Source organism: Saccharopolyspora kobensis (genome assembly GCF_900108315.1).
GTDB classification, from domain to species: Bacteria; Actinomycetota; Actinomycetes; order Mycobacteriales; family Pseudonocardiaceae; genus Saccharopolyspora; species Saccharopolyspora kobensis.
In genome coordinates this window covers 139714-156601 of the sequence record NZ_FNVB01000008.1, presented here as the reverse complement: position 1 = coordinate 156601, position 16888 = coordinate 139714, and the positions used below count along the sequence as shown (strand labels likewise).

Genomic DNA, 16888 nt, shown 5'->3' with positions numbered 1-16888 from the left:
TCACCGATCAGGTGGGGGCTTTTTTCGTGCCCAGGGGTCCAGCGCTGCCGCTGCGTCACCACCGGCGGGGCTGCCGAATGACGGCAGCCGTCCGGGATTCTTCCGTGGGCGCGTTCCTCTCTCCGGCGCGCTCGACGAGCTGGTGAGGAGCGGCACTCCGAGCGTTCACGAGGACAGCTCGGTCTCGACCAGGGCGACGAGCTGTTCGGCGGCCGCGGCGGTGTCGTAGGCCGGATCACCGAGCTGCTCGGCGACGATCGCGTCGATCCCGCCGCTGATGATGATGGCGAGGGTGCGCAGGTCGGCTCGCGGATTCGGGCCCGCCGCTTCGAGGATCTGCGCGAGCGGGCGCCACCGCTCGGCGGACTCGTGCTTGGCAGCGTCGTTGGTCATCGCTTCGGTGATCATCCTGGTGTGCCGAGGGTGTTCGCGCAGGTGGCCGATCATCGACCGGATGTAGGCCGCGGGTCCTCGGGCGGGTTCCGCCGCCTCCACCGCCGTGGCGACCTCCGCGACCAGCGCGGTCAGGACGTGCTCGTGCGCGGCGCGGACCACCGCGTCCTTCGACGGGAAGTGGTAGAGCACGGCCGCCTTCGTGATGCCGGCGCGCTCGGCGATCCGGGCCAGCGAGGTGCCCGCGTAGCCGTGCTCGGCGACCAGCTCGACCGTGGCCTCGATCAGCTGCCTGCGTCGGGCGCGCTCGGTCAGCGTCAGCTCGGATTCCGCTCGCTCTCTTCTTGACATGGTCCGTATTCTACCAACCGGTTAGAGATTTTACCGATCGGTCAGGAGTGTTGTGAGCAGCTCGAAACGTCGTCGTCGGTGGCTCATCGCGCTGGGAGTCGTCGCCGGACTGGTGGTGATCAGCGCCTTCGCCACGCGCACGCCATCGCCCGTCGGGCACTGGGACGGGGCGGAGGGGCGCGATCGCTTCATGGCGGCCTATGACAGGGCGTTCCAGGATCTGCCCGCGGTCGCGGACGCGGTCGACGTGCGCACCGACTACGGCGTCGTCCGCTTCTACCGCTTCGCGGGCAGCGGCGAGGCCTCGGCGCCGCTGGTGCTGCTCCCCGGGAGGTCTTCGGGCAGCCCGGTGTGGGCGGACAACATGCCGTCGCTGCTGGAGGTCGGCGACGTCTACACCGTGGATCTGCTCGGCGAGCCGGGCCGGAGCGTCCAGGACCGCCCGATCGTCGACGACGCGGACCAGGCGGCCTGGCTGCACCAGGCGCTCGCCGGACTCCCCGAGGAGCGGTTCCACCTGGTCGGGCTGTCCATCGGCGGGTGGAGCGCGGCCAACCTGGCGATCCGGCAGCCCGATCTCGTCGCCTCCCTGACCCTGGTCGACGCGGTCTTCGTCTTCGACGACCTGCCGCTGGGCACCATCGTGCGGTCCATCCCGGCCGCCATGCCGTGGTTGCCGAAGTCCTGGCGTGACGGCTTCAACTCCTACACGGCGGGCGGTGCTCCGGTCGAGGACGTGCCGGTCGCGCGGATGATCGAGGCCGGCATGCAGCACTACCAGCTGCGCCTGCCGCAGCCGACGCGCATCACCGAGGAGCAGCTGGCCGCGTTGGACGTGCCGGTTCTGGCGCTCATCGCCGGTCGGTCCGTCATGCACGACCCGGAGGTCGCCGTCGCGACGGCCGAACGCACGTTGCCCGCGGCGGCGGTGCGCGTCTATCCCGAGGCCTCCCACGCCATCAACGGCGAGTACCCGGACCAGATCGCCGCCGACATCGCGGAATTCCTGGGCGGTCGCGCCTAAACTGAACTTACTTCGCAACCACTTGTAAATCGCAATCGGATTGGGATGGTGTTCAGGCGTTCACACAGAGCTCTTCAACCGGAAGGCCGGGCATGTCGCGCAACATCGAGACCGTCAACACCTACCTCGACGGCTTCCGCAAGAACGACCACGAGCAGATCCTGTCCTGCTGACCGACGACATCCGCTGGACGGTCTTCGGCGGCTTCCAGGCGACCGGCAAGGAGGCCTACGACCAGAACATCGACGGCGCCCCGGTGTTCATCGACCCGCCCGAGCTGGAGGTCGTGCGCATGGTCGAGCAGGGCGACGTCGTGATGGCCGAGCTCGTCGGCGTGGCGAAGCGCGCTGCGGGCGGCGAGATGCGCATGTCGATGGCGGAGGTGTTCGTCATGCGCGAGGGCAAGATCGCCGAGCGGCGAGCCTGGGTGGTCGAGCTCAAGGAGAACGACTTCCGCTGATCGCCGCGGTGTGATGGTGGCCACGTCTCGCTCGAAAGGCCTCCGGAGCGCGCACCGACCTCGCCATCGCATCGCTGATCGTGCCGGTGGTCGGGCTCATCAGCGCGGCATCCTCGGATAGCCGAGAGGTTCGCCCGGCGTGTCCGGGCGACCGCATATCCTTGGCGACCTGATGTCTGCGACTCTCGTTGCCGCCAATCTCGCCGCCGGGCACGGCGACCGCTCCCTGTTCTCCGGGCTCGACCTCGTCGTGGCCCCCGGTGACGTCATCGGGCTCGTCGGGGCCAACGGCGCCGGGAAGTCGACGTTGCTGCGGCTGCTCGCCGGGCTCGACGCGCCGGAGCACGGGGACCTGCGGCTCTCCCCGGCCACCGCCACCGTCGGCTACCTGCCGCAGGAGCCCGACCGCCGCCCCGGCGAGACGGTGAGCCAGTTCCTCGCCCGTCGCACCGGGGTCACCGCGGCGCAGCGCGCGATGGACGACGCGACCGCCGCTCTCGCTGAAGGAGCGGCCGGTGCGGATGACGCCTACGCCGAGTGCCTGGAGCGCTGGCTGAGCCTGGGCGGTGCCGACCTGGAGGAGCGCGCCGAGGGCGTGGCCGATCAGCTCGGTCTCACCGTCGAGCTCGACCAGCCCATGACCTCGCTGTCCGGTGGGCAGGCCGCGCGCGCCGGGCTCGCCTCGCTGCTGCTGTCCCGCTACGACGTGTTCCTGCTGGACGAGCCCACGAACGACCTCGACCTGGAAGGTCTCGAACTCCTCGAGGACTTCGTGCGCGGGCTGCGCGCCGGGACGGTCGTCGTCAGCCACGACCGCGAGTTCCTGGCGCGCACCGTCAACAAGGTCCTGGAGCTCGACCTCGCCCAGCAGCAGATCAACCTCTACGGCGGCGGCTACGACGCCTACCTGGAGGAGCGCGACGTGGCGCGCCGCCACGCGCGCGAAGCGTACGAGGAGTACGCCGACAAGAAGTCCGCGCTGGAGGCGCGTGCCAGGATGCAGCGCTCCTGGATGGACAAGGGCGTCCGCAACGCCCGCCGCAAGGCCACCGACAGCGACAAGATCAGCCGCAAGACGCGCTCCGAAGCGTCCGAGAAGCAGGCCGCCAAGGCGCGGCAGACCGAACGGCTCATCGAGCGGCTGGACGTCGTGGCGGAACCGCGCAAGGAGTGGGAGCTGCGGATGGAGATCGCGGCGGCGCCCCGCTCCGGCGCGGTCGTCGCCTCGCTGCGCGGCGCGGAGCTGCGGCGCGGCGACTTCACCTTCGGCCCGGTGACGTTGCAGATCGACTGGGCGGATCGCGTCGCGATCACCGGTGCCAACGGTTCCGGCAAGTCGACGCTGCTCGGCGCGCTCCTGGGCCGCGTGGAACTGGACGCGGGGGCCGCCGCGCTCGGTTCCGGGGTGGTCATCGGCGAGATCGACCAGGCCCGGGCCCTGTTCCACGGTTCCGAGTCGCTGCTCGACGCGTTCTGCACCGCCGTGCCGGACACCGCGCCGGCCGACGTCCGCACGCTGCTCGCCAAGTACGGGCTCAAGGCCGACCACGTGCTGCGCCCGGCCACCACGCTCTCCCCGGGCGAGCGCACGCGTGCCGCGCTCGCGCTGCTGCAGGGGCGGGGCGTCAACCTGCTGGTCCTCGACGAGCCGACCAACCACCTCGACCTGCCCGCCATCGAGCAGCTGGAATCGGCGCTCGACTCCTACCCGGGCACGCTGCTGCTGGTGACCCACGACCGCCGGATGCTCGACGCGGTCCGCACCAACCGCCGCCTGGAGATGGCCGCCGGAAAGCTGACCGAGCTGACGGTCTGAGCTGCGCTTCCAGCACTGCTGGGTGGCTGCCGAAGTAGGGACGCCCCCGCGCTCAACCGGCCTGGGGGTTACCGGGAGTGCGGGGGCGTCAAGGTCCACCCCTGGGGGTCAGGTGGACGGCGTCCATGCTACTGCGTGGTATCCGAGATGTCTCTAGGGGCAGAGATCTTTTTTCTCGCGGACCGTGGTGAACCTGATGAAGAACTGGGTCAGCGGGCCTATCGCCGCTGCGTACAGCAGGGTTCCGACGCCGACTGTGCCGCCGAGCACCCATCCGGCGGCGAGCACGCAGAGCTCGATAGTGGTGCGAACCACTCGGATCGACCAGCCGGTGCGGGCGTGCAGGCCGGTCATCAGGCCGTCGCGCGGGCCCGGACCCAACCGCGCGCCGACGTACACGGCGGTGGCGATCCCGTTCAGCACGATCGCGGAGACCATCAGGGCGATCCGGCCGGGGAGAGCGCTCAGCTGCGGTGTGAGCGCGAGGGTGAGGTCCACCGCGACCGCGATGACGACGACGTTGGCCACCGTGCCGATGCCCGGCCGCTGCCGCAGCGGTAGCCAGGCCAGCAGGACGAGCACGCCGGTCAGCGCGGTGACCGCGCCGAAGCTCCAGCCCAGCCGCTCGGCCAGGCCCTGGTGCAGGACGTCCCACGGGTCCAGGCCCAGCTGCGCGCGGACCATGAAGCCCATGCTGATCCCGTAGGCGGCCAAGCCGGCGAACAGCTGCGCGAGCCGAAAGACCGGCCGAGTCCGGAGCGGGAGCGTCGAGAGGTCCACTTGGAGCGTTTCGGAGGCCATGGTCTCTTTATAGAGCAGTATTGGTCTTAATTTCGATGGCCAATCCAGTTACATTGGATGCATGGTGTTCACGACGTCGGCCCAGATCCACGGGCGCAAGCTGGTCGAACTGCTCGGTTCCTGGCACGGTGCCGACCGCCCGTCGTCGCAGCTGCTCGCCGCATCGGTGCGGCACCTGGTGCTGGACGGGCGGCTGCCGCCGGGGACGAGGCTGCCCGCCGAGCGCGAGCTCGCGGAGAGCCTCGGCGTCAGCCGGACGCTGATCGCCCGGACGCTGGACCGGCTCCGCGAGGAGGGCTTCGCGGCCAGCCGCCGCGGCGCGGGGTCGTGGATCAGGCTGCCGGATTCGGAGCGGGGCAACGAGGCCCACGGCGGCTGGTTCCCGCCCGAGGACGCCGAGGTGCTCAACCTCGCGCAGGCCACGCCCAGCGCGCCACCGGAGCTGTGCGCGGCGGTCGACCGGGCGCGGCTCCGCCTGGCCGAGCAGCTGCCCGGGCACGGTTACCAGCCGCACGGCCTGCCCGTCCTGCGGGAGCGGCTGGCGGAGCGGTTCACCGGGCGCGGGCTGCCGACGACGCCGGAGCAGATCCTGGTCACCAACGGCGCCCAGCACGCCTTCGCGCTGGTGCTGCGGATGCTGGTCTCCCCGGGCGAGCGCGTGCTCGTCGAGCACCCGACCTACCCGAACGCGCTGGAGGCGCTGCGCGGGATCAACGCCATGCCGGTGGCGGTGCCGATGGTCGAGCACGGCTGGGACCTGGAGCTGCTGACCGCGAACCTGCGCCAGACCTCGCCGCGGCTGGCCTACCTGATCCCGGACTTCCACAACCCGACCGGCGTCCGGCTGCCCGCCGAAGGCCGCGAGCGGCTGGCCCGCGCACTGGCCCGGACCTGCACGAACGCGGTCGTCGACGAAACGCTGGTGGACATCGACCTGACCGGTGAGCGGCCACCGCCGCCGATGGCCGCGCTGACCGATCGGGTGATCACCATCGGCTCGGCCAGCAAGTCGTTCTGGGGCGGCCTGCGGCTCGGCTGGATCCGGGCCTCCGAGGAGTTCGTGCAGCGCATGGTCGTCGGCCGCGCCGCACTGGACCTGGGCAGCGCGGTGTTCGAGCAGCTGGTCCTGGCCGAGCTGCTGACCGACGCCGACGAGGTGCTGGCACGTCGGCGCGCCGAAGCGGTCGAGCGGCGGCAGTGCCTGGTGGACGCCCTGCAGGAGCACCTGCCGAACTGGCGCTTCCGGATCCCCGACGGCGGTCTGGCGCTGTGGTGCGACATCGGCGCGCCGGTGAGCAGTCGGCTCGCCGTGGTGGCCGAGCAGCACGGCGTGCGGGTCGCCCCGGGTGCGCGGTTCTCGGTGAACGGCTCGCTGGAGAACTGGATCCGCCTGCCGTACACGCTGCCCGGTGATCAGCTCGTGGAAGCCATCCGCCGTCTGGCCGCGGCGACCACCGCGGTACCCGGTGGTGGCCCGACGGTGCTCACCGCACCCATCGCCTGAGAGCACCGACGGCGAAGCCGTCGGCGCTTGTGTAGAGCGGCAACAGCCGCTTGGACCACCTCGGCGAAGTGACCGCGGGTTCTGCGGGCGCAGTCCGCGGACGACCGCCCCGGATTCGCCGGGACGGCCGTCCGCACGCCGCCGACCGCTCTTCGGCACGGCCCCTCGTCGTGCCGATGAGCGGATCGCGCGGCAGGTGTCGCCCCGGTGCCGCAGGGGCAATTTGCGGCACCGGGGCCGGGGCCCACGCCTTCACGGTTCGGCAGGTCAGAGACGTCGCCGGGAGGCTGGTGGGGCCCCGATCCGACCCGGCCGGGCGCAGACGGCCGACTCGGAGCTGGGTGCGCGTGCGATAACCAGAGTCACCGCCGAAGCGGTTCGGTGCAGCGTCAGTCGGGCGATGCCGACGGTTCGGCGGATGCCAGGCCCGCGACCGGGCGGTTCTCCGGGCGTGTCGAGCCGACCGCCGACGGGCGGGTCAGGCTCGGCCCGGTCGGGAGGACGACCAGCGCGCTCCGCAGGTCGTTGACCCCGCCGCCGGTGCCGGGAGCGGGCTGCGGAGAGGTGTCGTGGTCGCCGTCGTCCAGCGGGGCTTCGTCGGCCGATTCGGGTTCGGTGGGCGCACGCGGTTCCGCCGGGGTGCGGAGGTGCGTGCGCGGTACGGCGACCGGTTCCGCTGGCAGCAGCACGGCCTGCGCGGGACGGGGTGGTGCCGCGGAGCGCTGCTGCACCGGCGGTGGCGCGGTCGGCGCTGCCGCCGGGGTCGGCACCGGTTCTTCGATCGCGGCAGGGGATTCCTGCGCGCCGAGCGGTGCCGGCGGTTCGATCTCCACGACGTCGGGCTGCGCGGGTTCTGGCCGCTGCACCTCGTCCAGCACGGGGCGCAGGTCGTCCAGGCGCGGTGGCGCGACGTCCGGTCGGGCAGGGGTGATCTCGATTCGCGGCTGCTCGACGTCGGGCAGCTCGACGGCCTCGGCGGCCGAGCTGCCGCCCAGCCATCCGCCGACGCACAGGCCGCTGAACAGCGAAACCCGCGCGATGAGCAGGGCGAGCCGCGATCCGGGACCACGCCGTGCGCAGTTTCCGGTCACGTTCACCACCGCCTGTCGGTCGGGTCCGCGCGGTCGGGCGCGGCATCAGCGTTGGTTGCGCCATGATCGGCGCCGTTGGTGGCATTCAACCATTTCGAGCGGCGGTTTCGCGCCACCGACCGCGAGGAGAACAGCGGTTGGTCCAGCATTCTCCACGCAATCGGGCGACTAGGGAAGATCCCCCGCACCGTCGGTCGGGTGAGTCCGGCGCCGGGGGTCGGCGTGTCCGCTGTGGACGGATGCGGCCGTGGGCACAGTGTCCGCTGTGGATCAGGGAAGTGGAACCCGGCTCGGCATCGCTGAACTCCGGAAGCTGTGGTCGGCCTACGGGCACGACCTGCTGGTGCACGACCCGGGTGGGCGCGGTGAATGCCTGGTGCGGCGCGGTGAGCTGATCGCGACGGCGCAGGCGCTGGACCCGGTGCTGGATCGGTACCGGAGGTGGGTCGACGACGTGCAGCACGACGAGGACCTGCTGCTGGCCAGGGTCCGGTTGCGCGGTGCGGAGCGGGACCGCTGCGTCGACATGGCGCGCGAGACGGCCGGTGTCGCGGCCAACCACGTGCACTTCGGCTGCCCGGTGATGTACGGAACGCCTGTTATGTACGGAACCGGCGCACAAGCGCAGGAGGCGCCGCCGATCCCGGAACCGCCTGCGGCGCAGTGGGAACCGCCGGTGGTGGTCGGAGTGCTCGACACCGGCTGCGATCCGCACCCGTGGTTCCGGGACCGGCCGTGGTTCGAACCGGTGCCGGAGGTGCTCGACGCCGACGACGACGCGGGGCAGGACCGGCAGGCGGGCCACGGCACGTTCGTCAGCGGCGTTCTGCTGCAGCACGCGCCCGGAGCGGTGCTCCGGGCCCAGCGGGTGCTCTCCTCGCTCGGCTTCACCGACGACTACACCGTGGTCTCCGGGCTGCGCTCGCTGCGGCTGGCCGCCGCCTCGCGCGGCGAGCACCTCGGGGTCGTCGTGCTGACCGCCGGTTGCCACACCGCCGATGACGAGTGCCCGCCGATCCTGCGCGACGAACTGGCGCTCTGGTCGGGCTCGGTGGTCGTCGCGGCGGCCGGGAACCACGGATTGCGCAGGCCGTTCTGGCCGGCGGCGCTGCCATCGGTGGTGGCCGTCGCCGCCACCGGGTCGGACGGGGCGGTGGCGGAGTTCTCGAACTTCGGGCCCTGGGTGGACGCCGTCGCGCCGGGAGTCGAGGTGACCAGCAGCTTCGTGCGCATGACCGGCAACGGCGGGCGCGACTTCGGCTTCGCGAGCTGGAGCGGCACGTCCTTCGCGGCACCGCGGGTGGCAGCTGCCATCGCCACGGCGCTGCACGAGCGCCGCGCGCCGGAAGAGGCGACGCGGCTCTTTCGACCCCGCTCCGCGTAGAGCTCGGCTGCGGGCTCCGAGTTGATCACCCGAAATCGCTCGGGATCGCTACCCGTTCGAGCGGTAATCGGCTTGAAGTGAATCTGTGCGGCCTGCTCGCTCCTCTATTTACCCGGGGGCACGAAGATCCGGGAGCGGGGAGGAACAGGTCGTGCACGAGGTCGGGGAGACCGGCGCCGCGGCGGTGTTGTTGCACCGGGCGGCGTCGGGTGATCAGCAGGCGTGGCGGGAACTGGTAGACCGCAACGCGCCGGTGGTCTGGGGCGTGTCGCGGGCGTTCTCCGCGAACGCCGCGGATGCCGAGGACATCTGCCAGGCGACGTGGCTGCTGCTGGCGGAGAACCTTGAGCGGCTGCGCGACCCGGAGTCGCTGTCCGCATGGTTGGTGACCACCGCGCGCCGGGAATCGCTGCGGCTGCACCGCGCTCGGCAGCGGGAGTCGCCGGTCGGGCTGGACGCGGAGGCGCTCCTCGGAGCGGAGCACGCCGAGGCACCGGAGCACAAGGTGCTGCGGGCGTGGACGAGTTCCCGGTTGGCGCAGTCCTTCGCCGAGCTGCCGCAGCGCTGCCAGCAGCTGCTGCGCGTGCTGGCGGTCGCGCCGGAGGCGAGCTATGCGCAGGTCAGCGAGGCCCTGGGCTGGCCGCGCGGCACCATCGGACCGAAGAAGAGCCGCTGCCTGGCGGAGCTGCGGCGGCGCATGCTCGCCGGCGACGTGCCCGAGGAGGTGGCGGGATGAACGGGGGACTGCCGAGCGAGCTGCGCGAGCTGCGGGAGCTGTTCCGGTCCAGCGATCCCGTTCCCGAGCGCGCGCTCGCGGGCGCCTATGCGGCGATGTCGCGCCGGATGGGCTACCAGGACGCGGATTCGCTGCGGTTGATCGGGGATTCGGCCGAGTCGTCGGCCAAGGTGCGCTCCATCGGCCCGGCCGAGCCGCGGGTGCTCACCTTCGCGATGCCGGGCCGGGTGCTGGAGCTGGACCTGGCCCCGGTCGCGGAAGATCGGTACCAGGTCTCCGGGCTGGTGCTGAACCGAGCGGGCGGAACGCCGCCGACCGGCGACGTGGTGCTGCGGCACCGGTCCGGTGAGTGCACGGGCGCGTTGGACGAGCACGGTGCGTTCCGGGTGCCGGACGTCCCGCGCGGTCCGCTGAGCGTGGTGTTCCGGCCGCTGCGGTCGGCGCCCGCCGTCGCGGATTGGCTGGTCTGTTGAGCGCCGGTGCGGCGGTGGCGCCGCTGGACCGGATCGGCGCCGCGCTGTGGTGGCGGGACAACGCCAGCTCGGCGCCGGAAGCCGCGATGCGCAAGGCGGCGGAGCTGCTGTCGTGCCCGGACGGCGAACTGCGCGTGCTGGCCAGGCACATCGCGGCGCTGGCAGCCGTCGAGCAGGGGCGGGTGCGGCAGGCGCACCGGCACGCCCGGCTCGGGCTCGTCGCGGCGCGCCGTGCGCAACGGTGGCAGCTGGCCGCCCAGTTGCAGCTCACGCTGGCGTGGATCGAGATGGAGCGAGGTGATGTCGACGCCAGCTGGGCGAACCTGGTCGCGGCCGAACCTCGGTTGCACGCCGCCGAACAGGGCAGAGCCGCCTGCCTGCGCGGGTTGCTGCACTGCCAGGGCGATCAGCACCAGCAGGCGCGCGTCGAGCTGACCCGGGCGTTGCGCAGCCTGCGGGCCGACGACGATCGGCGCTGGACGGCCAACGCGCTGATGGGGCGCGGGCTGGCCAACCTGTACTCGAACCGGTTGGTGGCGGCCGAGAACGATCTGTCCGCCGCGGAGCGGGTCTTCGCGGCCGGAGGGCAGCCCGCGCGGGCCGCGGGGTGCAGGCACAACCGGGGCTGCGTCGCCTTCCGCGCCGGTGACCTGCCGCGTGCGCTCCGGTTGTTCGAGGAAGCGGTTGCGGCGGGCCTTGACGTGCGATCGAGCCCGGAGGCCCTGGTCGACCGGGCGGAAGCGCTGGCCGCAGCCGGGCTGGCCGCCGACGCCAGAGCGGTGATGGAGCAGGCAGCGGAGCGGTTGGCCGCCTGCGGACGGGCCGGGCGGCTCGCGGACACCCGGCTGGCGCTCGCCGGTTGCGCGCTGCGTGCCGACGATCTGCCCGCTGCGGTGCAGGCGGCGAACAGCGCGCGGCGGTTGTTCCGCGCGCAGCGCCGTCCCGCTTGGGCTGCGGTGGCGACTGCCGTTGCGTGGCAGGCGAAGCTGCGCGCAGGCCAGTGCTCGCGGTACGCCCTGTCGGCGGCGCGGCGAGCGGCTGCGGCGTGCGCGGAAGCGGGCTCGATCGGCACGGCCGCGGAACTCCGGCTCACTGCGGGCAGATGTGCGGCTGGGGCGGGAATGCGCACGGCGTCCCGGAAGCTCTTCGCCATGTGCGCGCCGCTGCGCGAGGCCGCGTCGGCGCCTCCGCAGCACCGGGCGTTGGGCTGGTTGGCCGAAGCGCTGCTGGCCGAGCAGGACGACGACCTGGAGCGGTTGTTCGAGGCTTGCCAGGGCGGATTGCGCGCCGTGGACAGCCAGCTCTCCGACATGGTGGCGTTCGAGCTGCGGGCGCACACCGCGGGCTTGGCGGCCGAGCTCGGCGACCTCGCGGTCGGTGCCGCGCTGCGCAACGGGGATCCCGAGCTGGTGCTGAACTGGACGGAGCGGTGCCGGGCCAGTGCGCTGCACCGCAGAGCCCTGCGACCGCCGGTGGATTCGCAGCTGAACTCGGCCCTGGTGCGGTTGCGCTCGGCGGTGCGGGAGACCCGGAGCACGCGCGGCCCGCTGCGGCTCGTCGCCGGGTTGGAGGAGCAGGTCCGCCATCGCGCGATGCTGGTGGAGGGCCGGACCAGCGGGCTACCGGGGCCGTGCGGGCTGGGCGAGGTGAGCGGTGTGCTCGGCGAGTCCGCTCTGCTGAGCCTGTGCTCGCACCGCGGCCGGTTGTTCGCGGTATCCATTGTGGACGGCGAGGTTCGGCTGCACGTGCTCGGTCCGGAGGGCAGCGCGCACACGCAGGCGGCCAGGCTCCGGCACCTGCTGTCCAGGCAGGCTGCCGGCACCGCGCCGCGTGCTGCGCCGATGTTCGAGCACGGTGCCCGGCAGGCAGCGGAGGAGTTGCAGGCGCAGCTCCTGGACCCGGTGCTGCCGGTGCTCGGGCGGAAACGCCCGCTGGTGGTGATCCCGACCGGGCGGCTGCACGTGCTGCCCTGGGCGGCGCTGCCCGCGTGCCGCGGCCGGAGCGTCACCGTGGCGCCGTCCGTGCGCTGCTGGCTGCGTTCGGCGCTGGACGCGCGCGCCGCCGATCCGGCTGGCACGGCGGTGTGGATCGCCGGGCCCGGGCTGGACCACGCGGAGCGCGAAGTGCGGGCGCTGCACGGTGCGGCGGGCGGCCGGCTGCTGACCGGGGCGGATGCCACCACCGAGCGCGTCTTGTCCACTGTGGATGGTGCGGCGGTGGTGCACATCGCCGCGCACGGCCGCTTCCGCGACGACCAACCGCTGCTGTCCTGCCTGGATCTCGCGGACGGCCCGCTCTACGCCTACGACCTCGACAGGCTGCACCGGGGCCCGGCCACGGTGGTGCTGTCGGCGTGCGACGTGGGCAGGTCGGCGGTCGGCCGAGGAGATCAGCTGAGCGGCCTGGCGACCACGCTCCTCGGTCGCGGCACGGCAACGGTGATCGCCAGCGTCGTCCCGGTGCCCGACGAGCGCACGGTGGACGTGATGACCTCGCTGCACAGTGCCCTCAGCAGCGGGGTCCCACCGGCCGAAGCCCTCGCCGCGGCACAGGCCGAGCACGGCGAGTCCGGCTTCGTCTGCCTCGGCTACGGAGGTGATCGATGACAGCTGGCCGAGTCGCGCTCGGCTTTCAGCGGAGCTTGTGGAGGCGCTTGATCGCTTCGTCGAGGACCTCGTCGCGCTTGCAGAAGGCGAAGCGGACCAGGTGCTTGGCCGGGTCCGGGTTGTCGCAGAAGACCTGCACCGGGATCGCGGCCAGGCCGATGCGTTCCGGCAGCGAGCGGCACAGCTCTGCGCCGTCCTCGAAGCCGAGCGGCCGGACGTCGGCGCAGATGAAGTAGGTGCCTTCGCTGCTGAGCACGTCGAAGCCGGCTTCGGTGAGGCCCTCGGCGAGCCGGTCCCGCTTGCGCTGCAGGTCCTTGCGCAGCTGCTCGACCCAGTCGAGCTCGTTGCGCAGGGCGTGCGCGACCGCGGGCTGGAACGGTGCGCCGCCGACGAAGGTCATGAACTGCTTGGCGGCGCGCACCGCGGCGACCAGCTCGGCCGGACCGCAGATCCAGCCGATCTTCCAGCCGGTGGCGCTGAAGCTCTTGCCCACGCTGGAGATCGACAGCGTGCGCTCGGCCATGTCGGGCAGGGAAGCCAGCGGGTGGTGCTCGCGACCGTCGAAGAGGAGGTGCTCGTAGACCTCGTCGGTGATGGCGATGACGTCGTTCTCGCGGCAGACCTCGGCGATGGCGGCCAGCTCGGCGTCGGTGAACACGGTGCCGGTCGGGTTGTGCGGCGAGTTCAGCAGCAGCACGCGCGTCTGCGGGCCGACCGCGGCGCGCAGTGCGTCCAGGTCGAGCTCGAAGCGGTGGTCGGGGCCCTGCCGGAGCGCGACGGTGCGGCGGACGCCGCCCGCCATCGCGACCGCGACCGGGTAGGAGTCGTAGTACGGCTCGATGAGCACGACCTCGTCACCGGGCTCGACCAGGGCGAGCATCGCGGCGGTCAGCGCCTCGGTGGCGCCGACGGTGACCAGCACCTCGTCCTCGGGCCGGTGCTCGATGCCGTAGCGCGCGGCGCGGTGCTCGGAGATCGCGGCGCGCAGCTCCGGCTCCCCGGCACCCGGCGGGTACTGGTTCACGCCGTTGGCGATCGCCTCCTGCGCGACTCGCAGCATGCCCTCGGGCCCGTCGGTGTCCGGGAAGCCCTGGCCGAGGTTGACCGCGCCGGTCCGGCGGGCCAGCTCGGTGATCTCGGCGAAGATCGTCGAGGTGAACGGGCGCAACCGGGTGGTGAGGGCTGGAGTACGCACGTCTGCCGAGAGTAGTCGAAACGCGCGGCGGTGTGCGGTTCCAGCCGGTCGCTGTCCAGGACGTGGAACGCGCAGTGCCGCGGCACAGCTCTGACCAGGCCGTTCCCGTCCTGCCGGGCGCGCCCGGAAAGCGCTCGGAACCGGCACGTCGAGGTGTGATTCCGCTGGTGTTCTGCCCGCCGACGGAGTGAGCACCCGGCGAGCACTGCCACAATCGGTGTGTGCAGCCCACATCGGTTTCCGACACTGACAAGCGCCGGCGCCTGCGGCGGATGAAGGCCGTCGCAGGCGGGCTCCTGGTGCTAGCGGCCTTGATCTACGTCTTCGCCCGCTGGCAGGAGAGCAACGATGCGGCGTGGGCGGGCTACGTGCGGGCCGCCGCGGAGGCGGGCATGGTCGGTGCGCTGGCGGACTGGTTCGCGGTCACCGCGCTGTTCCGGCGACCGCTCGGGCTGCCGATCCCGCACACCGCGATCATCCCGACCCGCAAGGACGTGATCGGCCGCAGCCTCGGCGACTTCGTGGGCACGAACTTCCTGTCCGAACAGGTGGTGCGGGACAAGCTGCGCCGGGCCGAGATCAGCCGCCGGCTGGGCGGCTGGCTCGACGACGAGGAGCACGCCGAGCGCGTGACCTCCGAGCTGGCCACGGCCGTGCGCGGTGCCGTGCAGGTGTTGCGGGACGACGACGTGCAGGCCGTGCTGGAGCAGGCGGTCGTGCGCAAGGTGCTCGCGCAGCCGTTCGGGCCGCCGCTCGGGCGGATCCTGGGCCAGGTCTTCGCCGACGGTTCGCACCACAAGCTGGTGGACCTGGTCTGCGATCGCGCCTACGACTGGGTGCGCGACAACCACGAGACGGTGCTGCGCGTGGTGAGCCAGCGCGCGCCGTCCTGGTCGCCGAAGTTCTTCGACACCATGGTGGCCGACAAGATCTACGCCGAGGTGCTGTCCTTCGCCTGGGCGGTCAAGACCGACCCCGAGCACCCGATGCGCAAGGCCGTCGACCGCTTCCTGGTCGAGTTCGCCGACGACCTGCAGCACGACCCGAAGACGATGGCCAAGGCCGAGCAGATCCAGCAGCAGGTGCTGGAGCACCCCGAGGTGCAGAACCTGGTGGCCTCGGCCTGGGGTACGGCGAAGAAGATGCTGCTCGACGCGGCCGAGGACCCCTCCAGCGAACTGCGCGTCCGGGTCCGCGACGGCCTGCGCTCGCTGGGCCGCAGGCTCGTCGAGGAACCGGAGCTGCAGGCCAAGGTGAACGGCTGGGTGGAGAGCGCCACGGTCTACGTGGTGTCCAACTACCGCGACGAGCTGACCACGCTGATCACCGACACGGTGGAGCGCTGGGACGCCGGCGAGACCTCCCGCAAGATCGAACTGCAGGTCGGCCGGGATCTCCAGTTCATCCGGATCAACGGCACCGTGGTCGGCGCCCTCGCCGGCCTGGCGATCCACAGCGTCTCGCAGCTGTTCTTCTGAGGCCGGTTCAGGCGGTGGTGTGGCGCTCCCGCCAGGAGCGGGCCTTCTCCCGGTTGCCGCACACCCGCATCGAGCACCAGGTCCGGGACCGGTTGCGGGACCGGTCGTAGAACGCCCACAGGCAGTCGTCGGCCGGGCAGATCTTGATCCGTTCCCAGTGCTCGGTGTGCACCAGCCGGGCGGCCGCAACCAGCACGGTGCCCAGCGCGTCGGTGCCGGCCAGAACGGGTATGCCCCGCTGCAACCGGACTTGCACCGGCCACGCCGTGGCGAGCCCGGGTGGTCGGACCCCGTAGGAGACGGCGCTGCGCATGGAGTCGCGGATCTCGCGCGCCGCTTCGACGTCGGGCGCCGCACCCAGGCCGCGGTCCGCGCACCACTGCTTCCACTGATCGTGGTCGTCCAGGGTTTCGGTGCCGTCTTCCGCGTCGCAGGTGTTGAGGAAGGCCAGGACTAGCTCGATGTCGTGGTCGAAGTCGAGTTCGACCACCTCCAGCGTCGGTGGTCGTACCACTTCCGGAGCGACAGCTCTGCTGCTCACGAACACCATCGTAAGCCAGTAGGGGGTTGTGCCGGGTCCCCGTAACCCGCATAGTGGTCACGCCGGTTAGTAACCTGTCAATCAGTTTTGAGGGTTAGGGGTGCGTGATGAATCCGATTCAGATCGAGCCGCAGGACACCGGGCACGCGCTGACCGCCGCGGCGGCCCGCGAAGCGGAGATCGACCGCGCGCTGAGCGAAGGCGGCCGACTTCGGCCACGCTGGCTTGACCAGTTCGCCAACTGGTGGGCGGCGACCACGGCCCCGCTGAGCCCCGGCGCAGCGGTCGACCCGGGCACGCGTCGCGCGACTGCCTGAACCGATCGGAGGAACGATGACCCAGCTCGACCTCGCGGCGTTCGCCATCGACTGCCCGGATCCGCGTGAACTGGCCGACTTCTACGGCCGGCTGCTCGGCTGGCAGGTGGACGAGGAGGCCTCCAGCGCGGACTGGGTCGAGCTGGCGAATCCGAACGGCAGCGCGGTGCTGGCCTTCCAGCGCGATCCGGACTACCGCCCGCCGACTTGGCCCAGCGGCGACGTGCCGCAGATGATGCACCTGGACATCCGGGTGAGAACCATCGCCGAGGGCTACAAGCTGGCGGTCGGGGCGGGCGCGACTCCGCTCCCGCAGCCGCCCGACAAGCAGGACGCGAAGTTCCGCGTCTACGCCGACCCGGCCGGCCACCCGTTCTGCATGTGCGCCACCGACGACTGAACCAGCCCTGCCCCGCGCGTCGCGATCGGGCGGCGGGCACTTCCGGCGCGGCTTCGGATTCGGGCGGCACGATGATCGCCGCGCAGGTCCACAGCAGGGCCTGCCGCGAATCCGTGAACTGTCGGCGACGAACGCCAAGCGTCGCTGCCCGCCAGCTCCTCGGGTGTTCCGCGACAGGCGGACACCTGCCGCAAGTCGTGACCGAGTGACTGTTGACGAGCCCGCCGCCGCGATGACGAGCGCTTCGCTGTCGAACCTCACCGTATTGAGCAGCCTCACGGCTGTGCCGGTCGTCTCGGCATCCACGGCGGCTGGCGC

16 protein-coding genes are annotated in these 16888 nt (G+C 71.9%); 11 read left to right on the top strand and 5 right to left on the bottom strand.

Features of this window, described 5'->3' with window-relative positions; genetic code table 11:
* Positions 1–165 precede the first annotated feature (165 nt).
* Positions 166–744, bottom strand: coding sequence for a TetR/AcrR family transcriptional regulator (locus C4T78_RS25820; protein WP_093354156.1), 579 nt, complete (start codon positions 742–744; stop codon positions 166–168).
* A 52-nt stretch (positions 745–796) separates the two neighbouring features.
* Between C4T78_RS25820 and C4T78_RS25815 the strand changes: the two genes are divergently transcribed.
* The 3 genes from C4T78_RS25815 (at position 797) to C4T78_RS25805 (ending at position 4044) form a co-directional block, all read left to right on the top strand.
* A complete protein-coding gene (locus C4T78_RS25815; RefSeq protein WP_093354153.1) occupies positions 797–1768 on the top strand; it encodes an alpha/beta fold hydrolase in 972 nt (323 codons plus the stop codon).
* 40 nt (positions 1769–1808) lie between these two features.
* A complete protein-coding gene (locus C4T78_RS25810; RefSeq protein WP_218161620.1) occupies positions 1809–2228 on the top strand; it encodes a nuclear transport factor 2 family protein in 420 nt (139 codons plus the stop codon).
* A gap of 172 nt (positions 2229–2400) precedes the next feature.
* On the top strand, positions 2401–4044 hold the full coding sequence (locus tag C4T78_RS25805) for an ABC-F family ATP-binding cassette domain-containing protein (protein ID WP_093354151.1): 1644 nt from the start codon (positions 2401–2403) through the stop codon (positions 4042–4044).
* Between the two features lie 153 nt (positions 4045–4197).
* Here the strand turns inward: C4T78_RS25805 and yczE are convergent, their stop codons facing one another.
* The gene (yczE, locus tag C4T78_RS36525; RefSeq protein ID WP_177247641.1) at positions 4198–4845 is read right to left on the bottom strand and encodes a membrane protein YczE; all 648 of its coding nucleotides are present in this window, start codon (positions 4843–4845) and stop codon (positions 4198–4200) included.
* Positions 4846–4906: 61 nt separating this feature from the next.
* Between yczE and yczR the strand changes: the two genes are divergently transcribed.
* On the top strand, positions 4907–6349 hold the full coding sequence (gene yczR, locus C4T78_RS25795) for a MocR-like transcription factor YczR (protein ID WP_093354148.1): 1443 nt from the start codon (positions 4907–4909) through the stop codon (positions 6347–6349).
* Between the two features lie 389 nt (positions 6350–6738).
* On the opposite strand, the gene C4T78_RS25790 is transcribed toward yczR, so the two are convergent.
* A complete protein-coding gene (locus C4T78_RS25790; RefSeq protein WP_143185889.1) occupies positions 6739–7440 on the bottom strand; it encodes a hypothetical protein in 702 nt (233 codons plus the stop codon).
* 265 nt (positions 7441–7705) lie between these two features.
* Here C4T78_RS25790 and C4T78_RS25785 point away from each other — a divergent pair, with 265 nt between their 5' ends.
* The 4 genes from C4T78_RS25785 (at position 7706) to C4T78_RS25770 (ending at position 12639) form a co-directional block, all read left to right on the top strand.
* The gene (locus C4T78_RS25785) at positions 7706–8824 is read left to right on the top strand and encodes a S8 family peptidase (protein WP_235863617.1); all 1119 of its coding nucleotides are present in this window, start codon (positions 7706–7708) and stop codon (positions 8822–8824) included.
* Positions 8825–8975: 151 nt separating this feature from the next.
* Positions 8976–9560: an RNA polymerase sigma factor gene (locus tag C4T78_RS25780; RefSeq protein WP_093354143.1), complete on the top strand. Its 585-nt coding sequence runs from the start codon at positions 8976–8978 to the stop codon at positions 9558–9560.
* Positions 9557–10033, top strand: a complete 477-nt coding sequence (locus tag C4T78_RS25775; protein WP_093354141.1) for a hypothetical protein — start codon at positions 9557–9559, stop codon at positions 10031–10033. The genes C4T78_RS25780 and C4T78_RS25775 overlap by 4 nt, the downstream gene beginning before the upstream one ends.
* A complete protein-coding gene (locus C4T78_RS25770) occupies positions 10030–12639 on the top strand; it encodes a CHAT domain-containing protein (protein ID WP_235863616.1) in 2610 nt (869 codons plus the stop codon). The genes C4T78_RS25775 and C4T78_RS25770 overlap by 4 nt, the downstream gene beginning before the upstream one ends.
* Positions 12640–12664: 25 nt before the next feature.
* Here C4T78_RS25770 and C4T78_RS25765 read toward each other — a convergent pair whose 3' ends face one another.
* On the bottom strand, positions 12665–13834 hold the full coding sequence (locus C4T78_RS25765) for a pyridoxal phosphate-dependent aminotransferase (protein WP_093354138.1): 1170 nt from the start codon (positions 13832–13834) through the stop codon (positions 12665–12667).
* 272 nt (positions 13835–14106) lie between these two features.
* Here C4T78_RS25765 and C4T78_RS25760 point away from each other — a divergent pair, with 272 nt between their 5' ends.
* Positions 14107–15312: a DUF445 domain-containing protein gene (locus C4T78_RS25760; protein WP_093354561.1), complete on the top strand. Its 1206-nt coding sequence runs from the start codon at positions 14107–14109 to the stop codon at positions 15310–15312.
* A 7-nt stretch (positions 15313–15319) separates the two neighbouring features.
* On the opposite strand, the gene C4T78_RS25755 is transcribed toward C4T78_RS25760, so the two are convergent.
* Positions 15320–15862 (bottom strand): CGNR zinc finger domain-containing protein, encoded by a 543-nt coding sequence (locus C4T78_RS25755; protein ID WP_093354136.1) that lies wholly within the window; start codon positions 15860–15862, stop codon positions 15320–15322.
* Positions 15863–15960: 98 nt separating this feature from the next.
* On the opposite strand from C4T78_RS25755, the gene C4T78_RS25750 reads away from it, so the two are divergent.
* Entirely contained in the window at positions 15961–16170 is a 210-nt protein-coding gene (locus tag C4T78_RS25750; RefSeq protein WP_235863615.1) for a hypothetical protein, read from the top strand.
* Between the two features lie 16 nt (positions 16171–16186).
* Positions 16187–16570, top strand: coding sequence for a VOC family protein (locus C4T78_RS25745; protein WP_093354133.1), 384 nt, complete (start codon positions 16187–16189; stop codon positions 16568–16570).
* Positions 16571–16888: the final 318 nt, after the last annotated feature.